The organism is Streptomyces sp. NBC_00483, from assembly GCF_036013745.1.
Classification (GTDB): domain Bacteria; phylum Actinomycetota; class Actinomycetes; order Streptomycetales; family Streptomycetaceae; genus Streptomyces.
Window position 1 is genome coordinate 5157331 of record NZ_CP107880.1, and the last position, 16591, is coordinate 5173921.

The 16591-nt window shown below is 69.7% G+C and carries 19 protein-coding genes and 1 tRNA gene; 6 read left to right on the top strand and 14 right to left on the bottom strand.

The annotated features are described in order from the left end of the window. The first annotated feature begins 219 nt into the window (after nt 1–219). Nucleotides 220–292, top strand: a tRNA-Arg gene (locus tag OHA73_RS22985). 81 nt (nt 293–373) lie between these two features. On the opposite strand, the gene OHA73_RS22990 is transcribed toward OHA73_RS22985, so the two are convergent. The 14 genes from OHA73_RS22990 to OHA73_RS23055 all read right to left on the bottom strand — a co-directional run bounded on the left by OHA73_RS22990 (nt 374) and on the right by OHA73_RS23055 (nt 12647). Beyond that, nucleotides 374–1648 carry a tyrosine-type recombinase/integrase gene (locus OHA73_RS22990; protein WP_327655984.1) on the bottom strand — a complete coding sequence of 425 codons (1275 nt, stop codon included), beginning with the start codon at nt 1646–1648 and terminating at the stop codon, nt 374–376. Beyond that, nucleotides 1648–1845 (bottom strand): helix-turn-helix domain-containing protein, encoded by a 198-nt coding sequence (locus OHA73_RS22995; protein ID WP_327655985.1) that lies wholly within the window; start codon nt 1843–1845, stop codon nt 1648–1650. Before OHA73_RS22995 ends, OHA73_RS22990 begins: the two co-directional genes overlap by 1 nt. A gap of 501 nt (nt 1846–2346) precedes the next feature. Continuing rightward, the gene (locus OHA73_RS23000; RefSeq protein ID WP_327655986.1) at nt 2347–3822 is read right to left on the bottom strand and encodes an ATP-binding protein; all 1476 of its coding nucleotides are present in this window, start codon (nt 3820–3822) and stop codon (nt 2347–2349) included. A gap of 2 nt (nt 3823–3824) precedes the next feature. After that, nucleotides 3825–4712 (bottom strand): bifunctional DNA primase/polymerase, encoded by an 888-nt coding sequence (locus OHA73_RS23005; protein ID WP_327655987.1) that lies wholly within the window; start codon nt 4710–4712, stop codon nt 3825–3827. 90 nt (nt 4713–4802) lie between these two features. Next, nucleotides 4803–5306 (bottom strand): hypothetical protein, encoded by a 504-nt coding sequence (locus OHA73_RS23010; protein WP_327655988.1) that lies wholly within the window; start codon nt 5304–5306, stop codon nt 4803–4805. Nucleotides 5307–5318: 12 nt separating this feature from the next. Further along, the gene (locus OHA73_RS23015; protein ID WP_327655989.1) at nt 5319–5765 is read right to left on the bottom strand and encodes a hypothetical protein; all 447 of its coding nucleotides are present in this window, start codon (nt 5763–5765) and stop codon (nt 5319–5321) included. Between the two features lie 178 nt (nt 5766–5943). Next, nucleotides 5944–8025: a plasmid transfer protein TraB gene (gene traB / locus OHA73_RS23020; protein WP_327655990.1), complete on the bottom strand. Its 2082-nt coding sequence runs from the start codon at nt 8023–8025 to the stop codon at nt 5944–5946. Nucleotides 8026–8040: 15 nt separating this feature from the next. Continuing rightward, complete coding sequence (traA, locus tag OHA73_RS23025; protein ID WP_327655991.1) at nt 8041–8604, bottom strand: plasmid transfer protein TraA; 564 nt, start codon at nt 8602–8604, stop codon at nt 8041–8043. Between the two features lie 17 nt (nt 8605–8621). Further along, nucleotides 8622–9134: a hypothetical protein gene (locus OHA73_RS23030; RefSeq protein ID WP_327655992.1), complete on the bottom strand. Its 513-nt coding sequence runs from the start codon at nt 9132–9134 to the stop codon at nt 8622–8624. A gap of 29 nt (nt 9135–9163) precedes the next feature. Further along, nucleotides 9164–9553 carry an RRQRL motif-containing zinc-binding protein gene (locus OHA73_RS23035; protein ID WP_327655993.1) on the bottom strand — a complete coding sequence of 130 codons (390 nt, stop codon included), beginning with the start codon at nt 9551–9553 and terminating at the stop codon, nt 9164–9166. Continuing rightward, nucleotides 9553–10554: a DUF2637 domain-containing protein gene (locus tag OHA73_RS23040; RefSeq protein WP_327655994.1), complete on the bottom strand. Its 1002-nt coding sequence runs from the start codon at nt 10552–10554 to the stop codon at nt 9553–9555. Before OHA73_RS23040 ends, OHA73_RS23035 begins: the two co-directional genes overlap by 1 nt. After that, complete coding sequence (locus tag OHA73_RS23045) at nt 10551–11084, bottom strand: hypothetical protein (protein WP_327655995.1); 534 nt, start codon at nt 11082–11084, stop codon at nt 10551–10553. The genes OHA73_RS23040 and OHA73_RS23045 overlap by 4 nt, the downstream gene beginning before the upstream one ends. Beyond that, nucleotides 11081–11347 carry a DUF6284 family protein gene (locus tag OHA73_RS23050; protein WP_327655996.1) on the bottom strand — a complete coding sequence of 89 codons (267 nt, stop codon included), beginning with the start codon at nt 11345–11347 and terminating at the stop codon, nt 11081–11083. The genes OHA73_RS23045 and OHA73_RS23050 overlap by 4 nt, the downstream gene beginning before the upstream one ends. 523 nt (nt 11348–11870) lie before the next feature. Further along, nucleotides 11871–12647, bottom strand: coding sequence for a GntR family transcriptional regulator (locus tag OHA73_RS23055; protein ID WP_327655997.1), 777 nt, complete (start codon nt 12645–12647; stop codon nt 11871–11873). 58 nt (nt 12648–12705) lie between these two features. Between OHA73_RS23055 and OHA73_RS23060 the strand changes: the two genes are divergently transcribed. From OHA73_RS23060 to OHA73_RS23080, 5 genes are all read left to right on the top strand, one after another. Continuing rightward, nucleotides 12706–13134: an NUDIX hydrolase gene (locus OHA73_RS23060; protein WP_327655998.1), complete on the top strand. Its 429-nt coding sequence runs from the start codon at nt 12706–12708 to the stop codon at nt 13132–13134. A 276-nt stretch (nt 13135–13410) separates the two neighbouring features. Next, a complete protein-coding gene (locus tag OHA73_RS23065; RefSeq protein WP_443063224.1) occupies nt 13411–14274 on the top strand; it encodes a DUF2797 domain-containing protein in 864 nt (287 codons plus the stop codon). 74 nt (nt 14275–14348) lie between these two features. Then, complete coding sequence (locus OHA73_RS23070) at nt 14349–14714, top strand: antibiotic biosynthesis monooxygenase family protein (protein ID WP_327656000.1); 366 nt, start codon at nt 14349–14351, stop codon at nt 14712–14714. Beyond that, nucleotides 14707–15600 carry an amidohydrolase family protein gene (locus OHA73_RS23075; protein WP_443063114.1) on the top strand — a complete coding sequence of 298 codons (894 nt, stop codon included), beginning with the start codon at nt 14707–14709 and terminating at the stop codon, nt 15598–15600. The genes OHA73_RS23070 and OHA73_RS23075 overlap by 8 nt, the downstream gene beginning before the upstream one ends. Before the next feature lie 168 nt (nt 15601–15768). After that, the gene (locus OHA73_RS23080; RefSeq protein ID WP_323179550.1) at nt 15769–16524 is read left to right on the top strand and encodes a response regulator transcription factor; all 756 of its coding nucleotides are present in this window, start codon (nt 15769–15771) and stop codon (nt 16522–16524) included. Nucleotides 16525–16591 lie beyond the last annotated feature (67 nt).

A 16591-nucleotide genomic window follows, 5' to 3' on the forward strand; every position in this document is an offset into this window, starting at 1 on the left:
CCCTCCGCCTCCGCAGCAAGGTCCGAAGCCCCGGTCCACCAGGGCCGGGCTTCGGTGCTTCCCGGGTGTGGCCGGCGACTGCCCCGCAGGGTGTTTTCGCAGGTCACGCGGGGTGGGGCAATCGGATTTCACATGGCGGCGGCAGTCATGTAATGTTCTTCTTGTCGCCGGGACGGGCCGAAAGGCCGGGAACGGAGACAACAAAAAAAGAAAAAACAAGCACTCGTAGCTTAACGGATAGAGCATCTGACTACGGATCAGAAGGTTGCAGGTTCGAATCCTGCCGAGTGCACACAGCTCAAAGGCCCCCTGGAGATTCTCCAGGGGGCCTTTGACATCAGCGGGTGACATCAACGCGGCCGGAAAGCCGCTCCTAGTCGCCCTTCTCCTCCCCCTCCGGCTCCTCCTCGGGGTCGTCGAGATTGAGCGCGTCGTCCATGCGCTCCGCTGCGGCCCGCAGCGTCGTGTCCATCACGTGCGCGTAGGTGTCGAGCGTCATCGTGATCGTGCTGTGCCCGAGCGTCTCCATGATCGTGCGGGCATCGACCCCCTGCGCGAGCAGGAGCGAGGCGCAGGTGTGGCGCAGGTCGTGCACGCGCACGCGCCGCAGCTTCGCGTCCCGGCACAGGATGGTGAGCATGCGGTTCATGCTCCGCGGGTCGGTCACACGTCCCGTGACCGTGGTGAAGATCAGGCCGTCCGGCTGACCCGGCGCAGGCTGCCACTTCTTCCCTGCGACCTTGCGTTCCCGATCCTGTTGGTCGCGGTGCTGGGTGAGCGCCCGCACGAGATGCCGGGGCATCGGCACCGTACGGATGGACCGAGTGGTCTTGGGCGTCCCGAAGAGCAGTTCCCGCCGGATGCGCTGCACGTTGCGCCGCACCCGGAGTTGGCCGTTCGCGAGGTCGACGTCCGACCAGGTGAGCGCGAGAGCCTCGCCGCGGCGCAGGCCCGTGGAGACGAGCAGGAGCCACAGGGCGTACAGACGGTGGGGCCGCGCGGTCTTGAGCAGAAGCCGTACTTCGGCGGGGTCCAACGGACGTACCTCCTTGGGCGTGACGGTGGGCGTTTCGACGATGCGGGCGACGTTGCGCGCGATCAGCTCCTCGCGCATTGCCTGTTGCAGTGCGGACCGCAGGACCGCGTGGATGTACTGCACGGTTCGCGCGGAGGGAAGACGCTTGCAGCAGCGACCAACGGCGCAGCACGCGCGCTTCTCCTTGGGGCGCTCGCGGTCCGCGCCGCGCAGGCAGCACAGGCAGGAGTTCTTGAACGTCGCGAGGAAGCGGCGGATGTCCGCTGGCGACAGCCGGTTCAGCCGCTTCTTGTCGAGTGCCGGCCGGATGTAGAGGCGGGTCAACCCCTCGTAGCTGTTCAGAGTCGAGGGCTTGAGCCGCTCCGGAGCGATGGTGGCGAGCCAGTACGTCAGGTAGTCGCCAAAGGCCATCGTCGACGACGCAGCAGGGATGCCCTGACGGGTCTTCTCCTGCAACTCCGTGAGCTTGTCGGCCACATCCTCGCGAGTCTTGCCGTAGACGAACTTCCGTGTCCGCGTCCCGTCGGGTCGGTAGACGTAGGCGGCGGCTTGGAAGCGTCCGTCCTTGCGTTTCGTGATGGTTCCTTCGCCGTTGGCGCGTCGCTTGGCCATCAGGCAACTTCCTCCAATCGGCCGCGCATGTACGCGCGGACGCTGTCGACCGGGATGCGGCGGGACCGCCCGATCGTGATGCTGGGGAGTTCGTTCGAGCGGATGAGGTCGTAGACCTTGAAGCGGCTGAGGCGCAGGGCCTTCATGACCTCAGGGACGGTCAAGGCCTCGGGAGTTGTGTCTTCGACGATGAGCACGTGGCTGCCTCCAGGAGTGGCAGAGCCTGCGAGTGAGGGTGGTTCGCGGAGCTAGAGCCCGTGTGTGTCCGAGGTGGGGATTTCTGCGTCATCGCGTCACCTGCGTCACTGTCGGGTTCTGACCTGCGGTTTTGGGGTGACGCAGACGTTTGGGGGCGCGTCATCGGTGACGCAAGAGCTTCTGTCGCCGGTGATGCGGGGTGACGCGGGTGACGAACGGTGACGCAGGATTTGCGGTCTGCGTCACCGCTGTTGTGGCAGGTCAGGGGTCGTTTTCCGTCCCGTGGTGACGCAGGTGACGCAGCGTCTCTCTACTTAGGAAAAGAGAGGGAGGGGTGTCTGTTGGTAGTGCGCGGCTCTCGCGCGCGAAAGCGAAGGGCGAAGAAGGAGCCGCTTCGCGGCACGACCTTTGGGCGGCGGCGAGCCGCCGAACTGCAAGAAGAGCACTACCGGCGCGGCGTGCTCTTCTTGCTCGTGAGGGCCGGCCGCTGCTGCCGCAAGTCAGAACACCTGCTCCTGCTCGGGCATGAGTGATGCCGGCGGGCGGCTCAGCTCGATGTAGCGGGCGGTCTTGGTGCGGCCCCAGTCGATGAACACGCCGCGGGCGGCGAGGGTGGGCTGAAGCCGCTTGAGACGGTCGGAGAGCACCTTGCCCGTGGTCGGCCAGCCCTTGGGCAGGGGACGGCAGTCCTCCCCGACGTAGAGACGGGTGAGGCCGTACAGCCACTCGGCCGAGGTCATGCGTTCCTCGGTGCCCGGCGCGATGCCGGCGGCGTGCTGAAGGACGGTCTGCGCCAGCAGGTCGCCCTCAATCACATCGTCGTTCAGTTCGTCGAGGCTGGCCCGGTACGCGCGGAGCGTTCCGAACCCGGTGGCCGCATCGAGCTGCGCGCACAGGTGCGCGAAGTCCGCCATGCGCAGGTCGGTGGGGATCTCCGCATCGGCCGCGCGGACCTTCACGGTGAGGTCGAGGAGCGAGCCGAGGACGACGGGCAGGATCTCCTCGTACTCCGCCCACAGTTCCGCCTCGGTCCTGCGCACCTTGGGCCGCTCCAGACGGAGCGGCAGGAGCCGTTCGGCGAGGTCGGGGCGGATGACGCCCACGTCGATGCCGGTCATGAGCAGGGGGCGCCGGTAGCCGGTGCGGAAGACGTCCCCGTCGGTGAACAGGGCACGCTTGACGTCCTCGGCGCCGGTGACGATGCAGCACATCGCATCCGCCAGGTCCGGCGTCAGGTGGGAAAGGTTGTCCAGGGCGGTGACCCACCCCGCGGCCACGGCCGCGATCAGATTCGCCTCGTCCTTGGGGGCGCGGCGCAGGTCGCCGCTCATGCCCTCGATGATCCGCACGAGCATGCGCCCGCCGGTGGACTTTCCCGCGCCCTGTGGCCCGGTGAGGAACGGTGCGGGCACGGGAACGGACGGTCCGAGGCAGCCGATGAGCCAGGCGAGGGCCAGGCATTCGGTCTCTGCGCCGGCGAAGTTGCACAGGCGCATCAGCAGGTCGATGCCCTTGCCGGCGGTGTCCTTGGCGGGCATCGGGAGTTCGCCGGTGAGTTGGGTGCGTCGCCAGCAGACCTCGCGGGGGTCGGGCACGGTGATGTCCCAGCCGGTGGCGTGGATGCGGACCGACTGCCCGTCGTCGCGTCCCAGGTCCAACCAGGTCGCGCCGTCGAATCCGGGGGCGACCCGGATGTGCACAGCCTGCGTGTCCTCGGTCAGTGCGAGGGCTTCGATCAGGTCCAACGCCTCTTTGAGCGCGGTGCCGTTGAAGACGCCGCATCCGTCTCGGAACAGTCCGACCATGAGTTCTTGGCGGTGGCTTCCCGTGGTGCCCTGGGAGCGGATCGGGCGGGCGACGGGGTGGCCCTTCTTCTGGGCGTAGACGGTGCCGTCGGGGGTGCGGAAGTAGCGGAAGTGGTCTTGGGCGTAGTCGGCGATGATCTCGCGGGCCGGGGTCTTGTCGTCGTCGGACATGGTCACAGTCCCAACCTGGTACGGGCGTTGGTCCACGCCTCCGTGCAGTGCCGTGCCGTTTCGCCCTTGGCCTGCGCAACCGTGAACAGCCGCGTGACATGGGTGTCGGTGAGGCAGCCGCACCGGCCGTGCGTGGACAGCACGGCGAGGAACGTGGCGTAGACGGTCGCGTGCACGCCGCTGATGGCGTCGCTGATCTGCTGCTCAGCCATGGCGATACCGCGCTCCAGGAACGCCGGTGTGCGGTGCCGGCACTGCCCGATCCCGGCCGCGGAGGGCACGGTGACGGCCTGAGGTGCGGGTCGGATCGTGGCGGGTCCCTTCACGACCAGCTCCCGTACGGCATCGGGCAGGGGCGTCATGATGCCAGTGCCGAAGCCGAGCCAACGGGCGTAGGACATCGTGGACTTGATGTCCACGCCGGGCCGTACAGCGTTGGCGGACTGCATGCGCCCGAGGTAGAGCCAGTGCTCCCCGCGGGTGGTCGGCACGGTGCAGGTGGCCGGCAGGTTCTCGCGAGCCCACGTCACCGCGTCGGCGTCGTCGAGGTCGACGACGGTCAGCCCCGCCCCTCCGGGGTGGTAGGCGACCGCGCTCGCGCGACGCCATACATGGCGCCATGCAAGGGACTTGATGACGTCCGGGTCGGTGGTCGCGGCGGCCCATGCGTGGCAGGGGCCGGGGCAGACGCACGGACCGGGGTTCTTCATGTTCGGCCGGCCGCCGCACACGTTGCCCGCGCAGCGGCGGCAGTTGCCGAACGGCACCTTCCCAGCCCGCAACGGCAGGACCGGAACGCCGGATGCGGCGAGGTCCAAGGCAGTGCGCCGGTGCTCGTTCAGGCCGTCACCGCGGGCAGGCTCTCGCCGGATGTCGGCAGGTTGCGTCATGCTGGATTCCTCCAGTTCGTTAACGGCGTGCTGGATCACAAGGGCGGCCCCGCGACTTTGGCGAGACGTAGGGGGCCGCCCTTGGCGTAGCTAGCCGCAGGTGCAGTCGGGGCGTTCGCTGGAGCCGTCGGCGCCGCATCCGCAGCAGTGCGGGTAGACCTCGCCGCTGTCCTGCTCCGCCTCGCAGGTGGGGCAGTCGTCGGCCTCCTCGTACGGTTCGTCGTCGAGGCCGTAGCCCTGCGCGCCGATGGGGCTCAGCGCGCCGTGGGCCTGTTCGAGGGCGGCATACAGCGCGTCCGCGGCGATGACCGCGGCGTCCGTGGCGCTGCGCAGCATGGCGATGCGGGTTTCCAGGGAGTCGGTGCCCTGGTCGCTGTACAGGGCGCCCTGCTCGTGCTGTCGGTCGATGAATCCCGTGATCTGGCGCAGCGCCTGAGGAAGCCGCATCGCCAGCATGGAGAGGTTGCCGACGGTGCTGTACGCGTCACCGGGGAAGGCCAGTCCGCTGGCCCACGGGAGGGTGGCGTAGTTGAGGTCGCGGACCGTTTCAGCGGCCCGGTCCGCCAGCTCGACCGGGGTCGGGTGCGTGGTCATGAAGGTCCCTTCTCAGCTGTGGAAGTGGTTGCGCTTGATGACGGCCTTGCGGATGTTGACGACCGTGCCGCTGCCTCCACCGCGGGATGGGCCGAAGACCATGGCGGCGATGGAGCCGCCGAAGATGACCGCGGCCAGAATCATCAGTTGGTGGATGAGGGCGGCGAGCGCGGCGATGAAGGTGGCGGCGAGCGCGAGCCCGCCGCACACGCCGGCGAACCCGACGCCGGTGAGCGCTATGTTCACCGCCGTACGCGACACCGGCCGCGCCGTCGGCGCCGCGGGCGCCGGGGCGGGGGCGAGGCTGTAGCCGGTGATGACGCGGCCGTCGGGCAGGACGACCGACTGCACGGCGGACGCCGCCGGCTGTACGGCCGGCGCGGGGGCCGGGTGTGTGGGCGCGAGGGGGATCGGGTGGTGGATTTCGAGGGCGGCGGTGGGCCGCTCGGGGTGCTCCATGCGGGCTCCCGGTTCCGGGCGCGCGGGCCCGCACCCACGAGGGTGTGAGCGTGCGCGCGTGTGGGTGTCAGGCAGGCGTCAGGCGCTGTCAGCGGGTGGCGTCACGCGTTACTGACAGCGCCTGTGCCTAGGGGTTTTGGTGTCAGACCGCCGTGACGGTGTCAGGCGGTGTCAGGTGTCAGGCGGCCGCCAGGGTCGGCTCGGGGTGAGGCACGATCCGCCACCGGCCGGTGGTGTTCGTCGCCTCCAACCGGCCTTCCATGGCAGCCTCCTTCAGGCGAGCGGAGACCCACGGACGAGACAGCCGGTTGCGATCGCACCAGTCCATGAAGTCGACCGGACCCACGATCATCTGCCCCTGGCCCTCGAACTCCGCGAGCGCCGCGGCGAACAGCCGGCGGGCCTCCTCCGGCCCGGGCTTGCGCCCGGTCTCGGCGCCGAACATGGGCTGCTCGTCGCCCGGTTCGGCGTCGGCCAGTTCGGCCTCGGGGTCGATGTCGGCGTCCTCGGGGTCGACGAGCAGCTCGTAGGCCTCCATGTCGTCCTCCTCCACCTCGTACGGGGCCGCGTGGCGACCCTGCCCGCCCGCGGGTGCCGTGGTGTCCTCATCGGCGTCCGGGCGGCCGGTGTAGTGCACGCCGGCCACCGCGGTGGCGGCTTTGGCCGTGTGCGCATCGGCGCTCGCGCCGTTGGCCTGCGCCCACGTGGCGAGCTGTTCCATGAGAGGGACGGCGCGCACGGTGAACTGTTGGGTGCGGCCCGGCGAGGGGTAGCGGCCCTCGTCGATGCCCGGCGAGACGACGTAGCAGTAGCCGGGGCGGCGGTTGCCCCAGGCGCCGGGGTGGGCGCCCTGGTCGATGACCGCATCCGGCAGCGAGAACCCCTCGTCGCGCGGGTCGCAGCCCAGCGCGACGACCGAGGGCAGCGAAGCCCGCGTGCTCGTCGACATCTGGTCGTACGAGGGACGCTGCAGCGAGACCACCAGCGAGATACCTGCGGAACGGGCCTCCTGCGCGATCCCGGTGAACGCGTCATCGCCCAGCGCGCGCAGCGTGTTGGCGGCCTCTTCCATCCATGTGACGAGGAACGGCATGCCGGGGCAGCCGCACGCCCGACCATCGTCGCGGCAGCTGTGGGCGGGGTCGTTCTGCACGTCGGCGGCGGCCTGTGACCACTGTCGATAGCCGTGCTGGCCCAGCCACTTGGTGCGCATCGGGATCGCGGTTTCCACGGCCTTGACCATGATTTCGGTGCCGGTGCCGCCCTCGACAGACCAGTCGAGGGCGGGCCGCAGCGCGCCGAAGTCCTGGAACATCTTCGGGTCCGACATCCACACGACGACGTCCCGCCGCGAGACGATCTCGGTCAGCAGGTTCAGCGCAGCATCGCCCTTGCCGGAACCGGACTGCCCGGCCACGAGCACGTGTGTGCTGTTGCGCCCCGCCTCCGGGTCGCCCGGCAGCCACACCATGAGCGGGGCGCCGTCGTCGTAGCGGCCGATGACCAGCGGGTCGGCAATCGAGCCGCCCAACGACGACGGGCCGACCCACTGGACGGTCTCGGCGAGCATGTCCTCGGGGACGATGACCAGCTCCCCGCGGCGCGCGGAGTCCGGACTGGGGACGTAGCGCGTCGCGCTGGTGGGCAGGTCGAGCGCGGAGGCGAGGCGACCGAGCGCCTTGGTGACGTCCTCGTTGGTCTGCTCACCAGGGGACAGTGCGAGCGGGGCGGAGACCCGGTTGGCCTCCACCTTCGCCGCACCGATCTTCGCCCGGGCGAGTCCGATCTTCTCCAGCAGTCCGGCGTCCGAGCCGTCGCCGTTGCCGTCGGGGTTGTGGCGCATGAACTGGCGCACGTTCCACGATACGGCGACCGCCGGACCGCCCATCAGATACAGGTCGTCCAACGGCCCGGCGGACGGTCCGGCGAGGCAGGCGGCGGTCAGCCATCCGGCGCCGAGCGCGGTCGTGATGGCGGAGTGGATGCGCCGCTGCTTGCTGGTCGTCTTCCCGATCACGTACGCGCCGGCCGTGACCGCCACCGACGTCAGGGTGAGGCCGGTGGCGGCGGGCACGCTGTCGGCCCACTTGAGGTGACCGAGCAGCCCGGCCAGACCGATCCCGCCCATGCCCAGCCACGGCGGAAGGTGGGGCTTGGCCCGGTGGAGTAGGTACTTGCCGACCCCGCCGGTGTCGGAGCCGCCTTGCAGGCGGGCTTCCAGCAGCTCGGCGAGTTGCTGCTGCGCGTCGCGCTCGACCATGGTGTCTTGCCTCCTCTACTGCTGGGCCCAGTCCATGCGCGGCCCCTGCGGGCGGCGGGCACGGTGGCGCACTCGGTTGATCTCTTCCTCGTACTGCTGCTGGAACAGGGCGTAGGTGGCGGCGGCGTTCTTCGCCGCATCGCGGGCGGCGTCCGCGGAGCGCTTGAGCTTGCGCGAGACCCGCATCGCGCGGATGCGCGAGCCGCCCATCCGGCCCTCGGGGTCGGGCACGGTGGAGAGCACGCCCTTGAGGATCTCGGCGCCCATGGCGACCTCGATGGACAGCGACACGCACACCGCCCGCAGGTGGTTGCAGTAGTTGCGTACCTGCGCCGGGGAGGTGAACTCCGGGGAGGGCAGCAGCGCCTGCGAGTGCGGACGACCGCCACCCTGCCCGCGACTCCCGCCGGCGTTGTTGGTGGTCTTGCTGACGTTGATGTTGATGGGCGGGGCGAACGAACCGCCCATCGCACCGACGAAACCGCCCGCGGCGGCCCCGGCATTGGCGAACTTGTTGGACTTGGCCGACCCGTTGGCGGCGGCCGGACGACGCGGCGACGTACGCGGAGGGGTGCTCATGACGATTGCTCCTCAGGTCAGCGGTTGTGGCGGACGATCAGCCACGTGGTCTGCGCGGCGGCCGTGATGAGCAGCCACAGCAACGACAGCGGCCCCGCCAACGGCCCAAACGCGGCGGCGAGCGACGCCCACGCGACCGCGGTCGTGCCGAGCAGGGCGAACCCGATCCGCCAGCCGAGCACCGCGCGTGCGGAGGCCGGGCGGCGGCGCTGCATGACGAGCAGCCACACCAGCGGGGCCGCCGCGGCGGGGGCGAGCAGCAGCCCGGACCACCAGGCCAGCGCGTGCAGGATCGCGGTGAACGGGAACGCGGCCAGCGCGAGCACGGTGGGGGCGAGTGCGCGGCGGTGGTCCCACAGCGCCAGGAAGAGCCACTCGGTCAACCTGCGGGTGAGCGAGGGGTGTTCGGGCACGACCACGACGAACGGCTGAGCGCGGCGGCCGGAACGGCGTTGGCGCGGCATCTTGATGACGGTGGCCCCGGCGGGCACCTTCGCGGCGCGCGCACGGGAGGAGGTACGGGAAGTCACAGCGAAACTCCCAGCTCAGGTAGGGGATTTCAGGCGACGCGCTGTTCTTCGGGGGTGTCGTGGCACAGCAGGCACATGCCGAGCGAGGTCGGCAGGCAGTAGCTGTAGGTCACGGAGCAGACGGGGCAGGTGCGGCGGGCGAGCATCGCCAACGCGAGCGCGCCCCACTTCCGCGAGGTCATCGGCCGCACCGGCTTCGCCCGGTCCTCGCGGTAGAGGTAGGCGACCATCGCGCCGGACTTCCGGCCGCGGTGCCGCATCATCAACTGCGCGCACACCTCCTGGCCGCCCGGCCGCAGCCCCTTCGCACGGAGCTGTCGGCGGGTGGCCAGTCCGGCCGGCGCGTACTTCCACGGGTAGGTCGGTATCCCGTACCGGCGCCCGGTGGGGTCGTAGCACTTGCTGTAGGCGGTCGGCATCAGCCGCTCGCAATCGCCAGCTGGCCGGCGTCGGGCCCGCGGTGTTCGCCGTAGCGGTGGGAAACCCACCCCACCGACCAGCCGCACAGCTCCGCGGCTTGGCGCACGGACAGCCCGCTCTCGCACGCGGTGGCCACGATCCGGCGCGCCTCGTCCTCGGGCAGCTTGCCCGCGGCCGGGCCACGATCCAGCAGTGCGGAGCGTTCACGGGCCGCCTGCTCGTCGCGTTCACGGCGTTCACGCTCAACCGCCGCACGGCGCTCGCGCTGCTCCGCTTCGGCCCGCTCGCGAGCCTGGCGTTCACGCGTCAGCCGCTCGTGTTCACGCTGTTCACGCTCGCGTTCACGGCGTTCACGAACCTCGCGCTCGGCAGCCTCGGCCCGCTCGCGGGCTTCGCGCTCCTCGCGCCGCCGACGCTCCTCCCGCTCGGCCTGTTCACGCACCAAGCTCGCTTCGTGCTCGCGCTGTTCACGCGCCAGCGTGGCGGCGTGCTCGCGCTCCTCGCGGGCCTCGGCACGGGCCCGCTCGGCACGCTCGCGGGCCGCCTCCTCGCGCTCTTCCCGCTCGGCTTTCCGCTGAGCGTCCAGTGCGGCGACGGCCTTGGCGATGGCGCGCCGGTAGGCCAGTCCGGTCTCCGCCGTGACGATGAGCAGCAGCGGGGAGACGGAGTGGACAGCCATGCCGACCAGGTCGTTCTTCAGCGCTGAGTCGGCGGTGTTGAGCGCCAGCGTCATCAGCCCGGTCATCCAGCGCAGCACGATGGGCCAGCGTCCGCCGTGCCCTCCGAGGCGGGCCAGCACGTCATCGAGCTTGACCACGATGACGACCGCGGCGTCGACGACGAGCGGCAGAATCGGCGCGGTCCACGCCCACTCGGGAGCGGTGTGCTTGGCCATCAGCGGCGTGACCGTGAGCACGGAGTAGAGCATCGCCCCGGACACGATCAGCCACGTTCCGACGGACAGTGCTTTCTCTGCTGAACGGAGATGAACAGCGTTCATGCCGCCTCCCCGAGTGACCGCGGAACGGGTACGAACTCACCGCGGAACGCGTTCGATCCGGCGTCGTACGTGAACGGCGACAGCCGCCACTCGGACTCGGAGGGAAGTTGTTCACCAGCACGCACCCACACCCGGTTCGCGGGCACGCCGTGGGTGGCGGTGTCGGCGTAGGCGTCCTCCTGCGAGCTGTAGATCATCCAGGGGTCGCCGTAGTGCCGCAGCAGGTACAGGTAGCGGCCCGGTTCGCGCGCTTCGGCAAGTTCCTCGCCAAGGCGCCGCAGCTCGATGCGCTGCAACAGCAGCTCTTCCTGCGCGGCGCTCAGTTCGGCCACGGCGCCGGCGAACATCTCGCCGACCGCTTCCTTACTCTCTTCGGCGCGCTCCGCGCGGCCGTTGGCGGCGGCCAGCACCTCCATGTGCCGGGTGGCCGCCGTGTTCGCGGCCTCCGTCGCCTGCCGGGCCCGCTCGAACGCGGCGTGAGTGTCGGCTTCGAGCCGGGCGAGCCGCTTGGCGGTGACGATGCGGATCATGCGGCGTCACGCTCCCCATCGGCGGTGCCGTGGTTGGCGACCTCGACGTGCGCGGCCAGCACCTTGCGGCGGGCGCGGCGCAGCCGGCGCGAGTCCACCTCGTTGACGGGGCGGTCCAGCAGCTCGATCTGTACGTCCAACAGTTCCAGCTCCGCGTCGATCAGCGGGGCCTCACGCTCGATGGCGTCCAGCTCCGCGTCCGTGGGCTCCAGATCCGAAGCGAACGCGGTAACAACGTCCTGAACAGTGACGATGTGTTCCATGGGTCGTGGTCTCCCTAGCAGGTCACAACGGCCCGAACAGAGCCCCCGGAGTTGCTGCTCCGGGGGCTCGCGCCGTTGAAGTCGGTAGTTCCGACTCCCCGCACCGCCGCTCGTACGAGACGAGCGGCGGAGGCAGTCGGCCGCCGCATCGGAACGCGGCGGAGGTTGAGCAGTGCGCGATATGGATCTGTGCCTCAGTCCCGCTCCTCCGAGGAATCGCGTCTCGGTCTCTTCGCGCGGCGTAAGTGCCCTTCGGGCAGATCCGTTCTTTTGAGTCGGCACGTGTCCCTGACGGGAGATGACCGACTGGTCTCCACTCGCCTCAGCCGGTGCGGTCACGGCCGTCCTGTCTGCGGTGGATCACGCTCTTGAGTTGGAGGTCATGCGGTGGTGCATACGCCAGCACCTGCACTCATGTACTCCTGTGCAGGAGTGACAAGTAAGAGAGTGCCCAACTCCTGTACATGAGTCAACCCACCGCGCGAATTTGCTGCGGTGGGTTGGTGGTCAGGAGGTAGGTGCTTCAGTCGCCCGCAGGGATGCGGTACTCCAAAACGAACTGGTCAGCGGCCATGAACGTGTCGCAGACCTCGATGACTCGGCCTGCCTCAGATTCTGCGTTTCGGGTCAGATGGATGATGGGCGAACCGGGGCTCAGGCTCAGCGCGCCGATCTCCTGCTTGGTCGCGAGGCGGACGCGGACTGTCTCTGACAGCTCCTTCAGCATGTGCCCGTGCTCCTCAAGGCGGGCGTAGATCCCGCCGCCGCCGGGGTTCTCCTCGAACAGCTCGGGGATGTCCTTGGCGATGTCCCACGGGAGGTAGGAAGTGGCTTCCTCGGTGGGGATGCCGTCGCTGAAGTACAGGCGCCGCCGCGCCAGCACCTTCTCGCCGGCCGGTACAGACAACCGTCCCGCGATCTCGTCCGGGGCCTCGGTCGGCCCGACGTAGAGAACGCTCACGCTGGGCTTGCTGCCCGCCTGCTCTGCCTCTGCCAGGTAGGCCGCCTTGCCCGCTGTGCGGTGCGACCTGCGGAAGCGGTCCGAGGACTTTCGCCGCACAGGAGGGCGCCGCTTTACGTACGAACCCTTGCCGTGGAAGGTCTCGACCAGCCCAGAGGCACGCAGCTCGGCCGCCGCTCGGCGAGCCGTTCCCTGAGCCGCGCCGTACTTCTCCATGAGGTCGGATTCACTCGGGACCTTTTGGCCCGGCGCGATGATGCCCGCCTCGATCTGCTGTACCAGGTCGTCCGCGATCTGCAGGTACCTGGGCTTTCCTGAGTCTCTGGAAGACGTGGGCATGTCCTACTGTTCCTCCTAGGCTCCTGTACATAAGCAACGCTACCCGGAGGGCGCGTCAATGCCGCTTCACTCGGTCTCGGTCGCTGGCGTAGTAGTGCGCGACGATGGCCGCGTCCTGGTCATCCGGCGCGCGGACAACGGCACCTGGGAACCGCCCGGCGGTGTCCTCGAACTGGACGAGCGCCCCGAGGACGGCGCGGTGCGTGAGGTGCTTGAAGAGACGGGCATCCAGGTCTCTGTCGAGAGGCTGACCGGGGTCTACAAGAACATGAGCCGTGGTGTCGTCGCTCTCGTCTTCCTGTGCCGTCCAGTCGCCGGCGCTGAGCGAACGTCGAGCGAGTCGACCGCTGTGCGATGGCTCACCCCGGAGGAAGTCGAGGAGGCGATGGGGGAGGTCTACGCGGTCCGCGTGCTCGATGCCTTGGACGCTGCAACCGCTCCTCACGTCCGCTCACACGATGGCCGCCGCCTGCTCGAATCCGCCTGAGCTGACATCAATCCCTGACATCAACACAGGCGTACAACGACGCACAGCAGCAGACTCGGGGGTTGGTCCCGCCGATCGGTTCGCGCAGCCCACTCATCGCTCTTGAGTGATCCGTAGGGACGCCGCACCCGCCTACGGATCAGAAGGTTGCAGGTTCGAATCCTGCCGAGTGCACACAGGTAAGAGGCCCCGGAGCAATCCGGGGCCTCTTGCGTTTTGCGGGTGTTGTCAGTGCCGTGCGTCATCCTGGCTCGTATGACGTGGTGGTGCACCGGGATGCGGTGGCGTGGGGGCGGGCCGGTCTTCGGGTGGGTGGGGGACGGCGGGGGCGAGCGCGAGAGTGGGGTGCGGTTCGGGGAGGGCGTCGCGTTCCGGGTCGGTGGGGAGCGGCGGTGTCTCGGGGTGTGGCGGGGAGGACGGTGGACCGTCTGTTCGGGGCGGGATGCCGTGCCGGTGCGGGGGACGCGGGCGCAGTGCGCGGAGTGTGCCGCGATCGACCGGGCGCGGTCCGTGGCCGCGGACACCATCGCCGATGACCCGCGGCCGTACCACGTGTATTTGGCGTGGTTCGGGGACGGGCTCGTGAAGGTGGGGATCACGGGTGTGGCGCGGGGCGGTGCGCGGCTGTTGGAGCAGGGGGCCGTCGCCTTTACGTGGCTGGGGCAGGGGCCCTTGATGGCGGCGCGGCGGGCCGAGGAGCTGCTGCGGGTGGCGCTCGGGGTGCCGGACCGGATTCCGTACGAGAGGAAGCGGGCCGTGCGGGGCGGGCTGCCGGGGGTCGGTGAGCGGGGCGCCGAGTTGGTGCGGGCGCATGGCGTCGCGGCGGGGCTCGATGGGTGGCCCGAGTCGCTGGAGCGGCTGCCGTGCCAGGTGGTGGATCACGGGGAGGCTTTTGGGCTGGCGGGGATCGACCGGGTTGATGGTGTTGTGAGTGGGCTCGGTGTGGGGGATGTCGTCGCGGGGCGGGTGGTGGCTGCTGCTGGGCCTGATCTGCATCTCGTGGAGGCTGGCGGTGAGCGGCGGCTTGTTGTTGATATGAGGGTGCTTGCCGGGTGGCCGTTGGAGAGGGTGCCGGAGGGGGCGAGTGGGGCGAGGCTCGCGGTGCGCGAGGTGCCGGGGGTGCAGGGTGGGCTCTTCTAGTCGGGCTCCGGTCGAGTACCGGCCGATCGGCCGATTCCCTTTCCCCGCGCCCGGGAACGGGGGATCGTATGGACATGAGTGATCACGTCGATGCGGCTGACGGGCCGGCGGTCCGGCCGGTGCCCGCCTTCGAACCGCCCTATTACGTCGTGGTGTTCAGCTCCGTGCGGACCCCGGGGGACCGTGGCTACGGGGAGGCATCGGACCGGATGGACGAGCTGGTCAAGGAGATACCGGGGTACCTGGGGCACGAGTCCGCGCGCAATCCCGGTGGACTCGGGATCACCGTCTCGTACTTCCGCGACTCCGACGCCATCGAGCAGTGGCAGTCCGCCGGCGAGCACCGCGCCGTACAGAAGCAGGGCCGCGCCGAGTGGTACGAGCGGTACACCGTGCACGTCGCCAAGGTCGAGCGCAGTCAGGAGTTCCAGCGTGACTGAGCCCGACATCGGGGCCGAGGCCCAGCAGGTCGCCGCGTTCCTCGACCGGTACCGGCTGCCCGGCCTCGTCGACGTGCACACCCACTTCATGCCCGAGCGTGTGCTGCGCAAGGTGTGGGCGTACTTCGACTCCGCAGGGCCGCTCGTCGGGACCGAGTGGCCGATCACGTACCGCGAGGAAGAGGGGCAACGACTCGCCAGGCTAAGGGAGTTCAAGGTCGAGGCCTTCACCTCGATGCTGTATCCGCACAAGGCGGGGATGGCGCCGTGGCTGAACGAGTGGGCCGCCGACTTCGCCGCCCGTACGCCCGACTGTCTGCACACCGCCACCTTCTTCCCCGAGCCGGGCGTCGAGGCGTATGTGCGTCAGGCCCTGGAGGCGGGGGCGCGGGTGTTCAAGGCGCATGTGCAGGTGGGGGCCTACGAGCCGAACGATCCGCTGCTCGACCCCGTGTGGGGGCTGCTCGCCGAGGCCGGGGTCCCGATCGTGACGCACTGCGGGTCCGGGCCCGCGCCCGGCAAGCACACCGGGCCCGAGCCGATCGCGCGGTTGCTCGCCCGGCATCCGCGGCTGCCGCTGGTGGTCGCGCACATGGGGATGCCCGAGTACACCGACTTCCTGGCGCTCACCGAGCGGTATGCGCAGGTGCGGCTCGATACGACCATGGCGTTCACCGACTTCGTCGAGCGGCACACCCCGTTCCCCAGGGACGAGCTGGGGCGGCTCGCCGATCTCGGGGACCGGGTGCTGCTCGGCAGCGACTTCCCGAACATCCCGTATCCGTACATTCACCAGCTGGAGGCCATCGAGCGGCTCGGTCTCGGGGACGACTGGGTGCGGGCCGTCTGCCGGGAGAACGCGGTCGCGCTGTTCGGGCTCGGCTGAGCAGCCGTTCGGGCTCGGCTGAGCAGCCGTTCGGACTCGGCTGACCCCCGCACGCGCGTGACCCCCGCCCACGCGGAGGCGTGTTTCCTGAGTGCCGCCTGTGGCTTTCTCAGGGTTTTCACAGGTTCGGGAAAGGGAGCTCTCAGAGGCGCGTCGCATGGTTGCACCATGACCGCGACCTCGCCCCAGGGGCGTACCGAACTGCTGAGGCCGGACGGGAGTCCCGTCCGGGTTCTTGTCGTGGACGACGAGCAGTCCATCACCGAGCTGTTGTCCATGGCCCTGCGCTACGAGGGCTGGCAGATCCGCACCGCGAGCGACGGCGCAGGAGCCGTGCAGACCGCGCGTGAGTTCCGGCCCGACGCCGTCGTGCTCGACATGATGCTGCCGGACATGGACGGGCTCAGCGTGCTCGGGCGGATGCGCCGCGAGCTGCCGGAAGTGCCCGTGCTCTTCCTGACCGCCAAGGACGCCGTGGAGGACCGGATCGCCGGCCTGACGGCGGGCGGCGACGACTATGTGACCAAGCCGTTCAGCTTGGAGGAAGTCGTCGCGCGGCTGCGTGGGCTGATCCGCAGGACCGGCGCCGCCGACCGGCGCAGCGAGTCCGTGCTCGTCGTCGGCGACCTGATGCTCGACGAGGACAGCCACGAGGTGTCGCGGGGCGGGGACAACATCCACCTCACCGCCACCGAGTTCGAGCTGCTCCGCTTCCTCATGCGCAATCCGCGCCGCGTGCTCAGCAAGGCGCAGATTCTCGACCGTGTCTGGTCCTACGACTTCGGCGGGCAGGCCAACGTCGTCGAGCTCTACATCTCGTACCTGCGGCGGAAGATCGACGCCGGGCGTGAGCCGATGATCCACACCCGGCGCGGCGCCGGCTACCTGATCAAGCCGGCCATGGCCGCCTCCACCTCGTCGTGAAGCGCAGGGGACGGGCCGCCCCACGCGCCCCGCGGCCCCAGAAGCTACGTACCCGGCTCGTCGTCAC

Bases quoted from the DNA above. Each gene is read 5' to 3' on its own strand.
- OHA73_RS23055 (WP_327655997.1), bottom strand. From the start codon at position 12,647: ATGCCCACGTCTTCCAGAGACTCAGGAAAGCCCAGGTACCTGCAGATC.
- OHA73_RS23005 (WP_327655987.1), bottom strand. From the start codon at position 4,712: ATGACGCAACCTGCCGACATCCGGCGAGAGCCTGCCCGCGGTGACGGC.
- OHA73_RS23010 (WP_327655988.1), bottom strand. From the start codon at position 5,306: ATGACCACGCACCCGACCCCGGTCGAGCTGGCGGACCGGGCCGCTGAA.
- OHA73_RS23035 (WP_327655993.1), bottom strand. From the start codon at position 9,553: ATGCCGACCGCCTACAGCAAGTGCTACGACCCCACCGGGCGCCGGTAC.
- OHA73_RS23070 (WP_327656000.1), top strand. From the start codon at position 14,349: ATGAGTGATCACGTCGATGCGGCTGACGGGCCGGCGGTCCGGCCGGTG.
- OHA73_RS23050 (WP_327655996.1), bottom strand. From the start codon at position 11,347: ATGGAACACATCGTCACTGTTCAGGACGTTGTTACCGCGTTCGCTTCG.
- OHA73_RS23000 (WP_327655986.1), bottom strand. From the start codon at position 3,822: ATGTCCGACGACGACAAGACCCCGGCCCGCGAGATCATCGCCGACTAC.
- OHA73_RS22990 (WP_327655984.1), bottom strand. From the start codon at position 1,648: ATGGCCAAGCGACGCGCCAACGGCGAAGGAACCATCACGAAACGCAAG.
- OHA73_RS23060 (WP_327655998.1), top strand. From the start codon at position 12,706: ATGCCGCTTCACTCGGTCTCGGTCGCTGGCGTAGTAGTGCGCGACGAT.
- traB (WP_327655990.1), bottom strand. From the start codon at position 8,025: ATGGTCGAGCGCGACGCGCAGCAGCAACTCGCCGAGCTGCTGGAAGCC.
- OHA73_RS23065 (WP_443063224.1), top strand. From the start codon at position 13,411: ATGCGGTGGCGTGGGGGCGGGCCGGTCTTCGGGTGGGTGGGGGACGGC.
- OHA73_RS23045 (WP_327655995.1), bottom strand. From the start codon at position 11,084: ATGATCCGCATCGTCACCGCCAAGCGGCTCGCCCGGCTCGAAGCCGAC.
- OHA73_RS23015 (WP_327655989.1), bottom strand. From the start codon at position 5,765: ATGGAGCACCCCGAGCGGCCCACCGCCGCCCTCGAAATCCACCACCCG.
- traA (WP_327655991.1), bottom strand. From the start codon at position 8,604: ATGAGCACCCCTCCGCGTACGTCGCCGCGTCGTCCGGCCGCCGCCAAC.
- OHA73_RS23080 (WP_323179550.1), top strand. From the start codon at position 15,769: ATGACCGCGACCTCGCCCCAGGGGCGTACCGAACTGCTGAGGCCGGAC.
- OHA73_RS23040 (WP_327655994.1), bottom strand. From the start codon at position 10,554: ATGAACGCTGTTCATCTCCGTTCAGCAGAGAAAGCACTGTCCGTCGGA.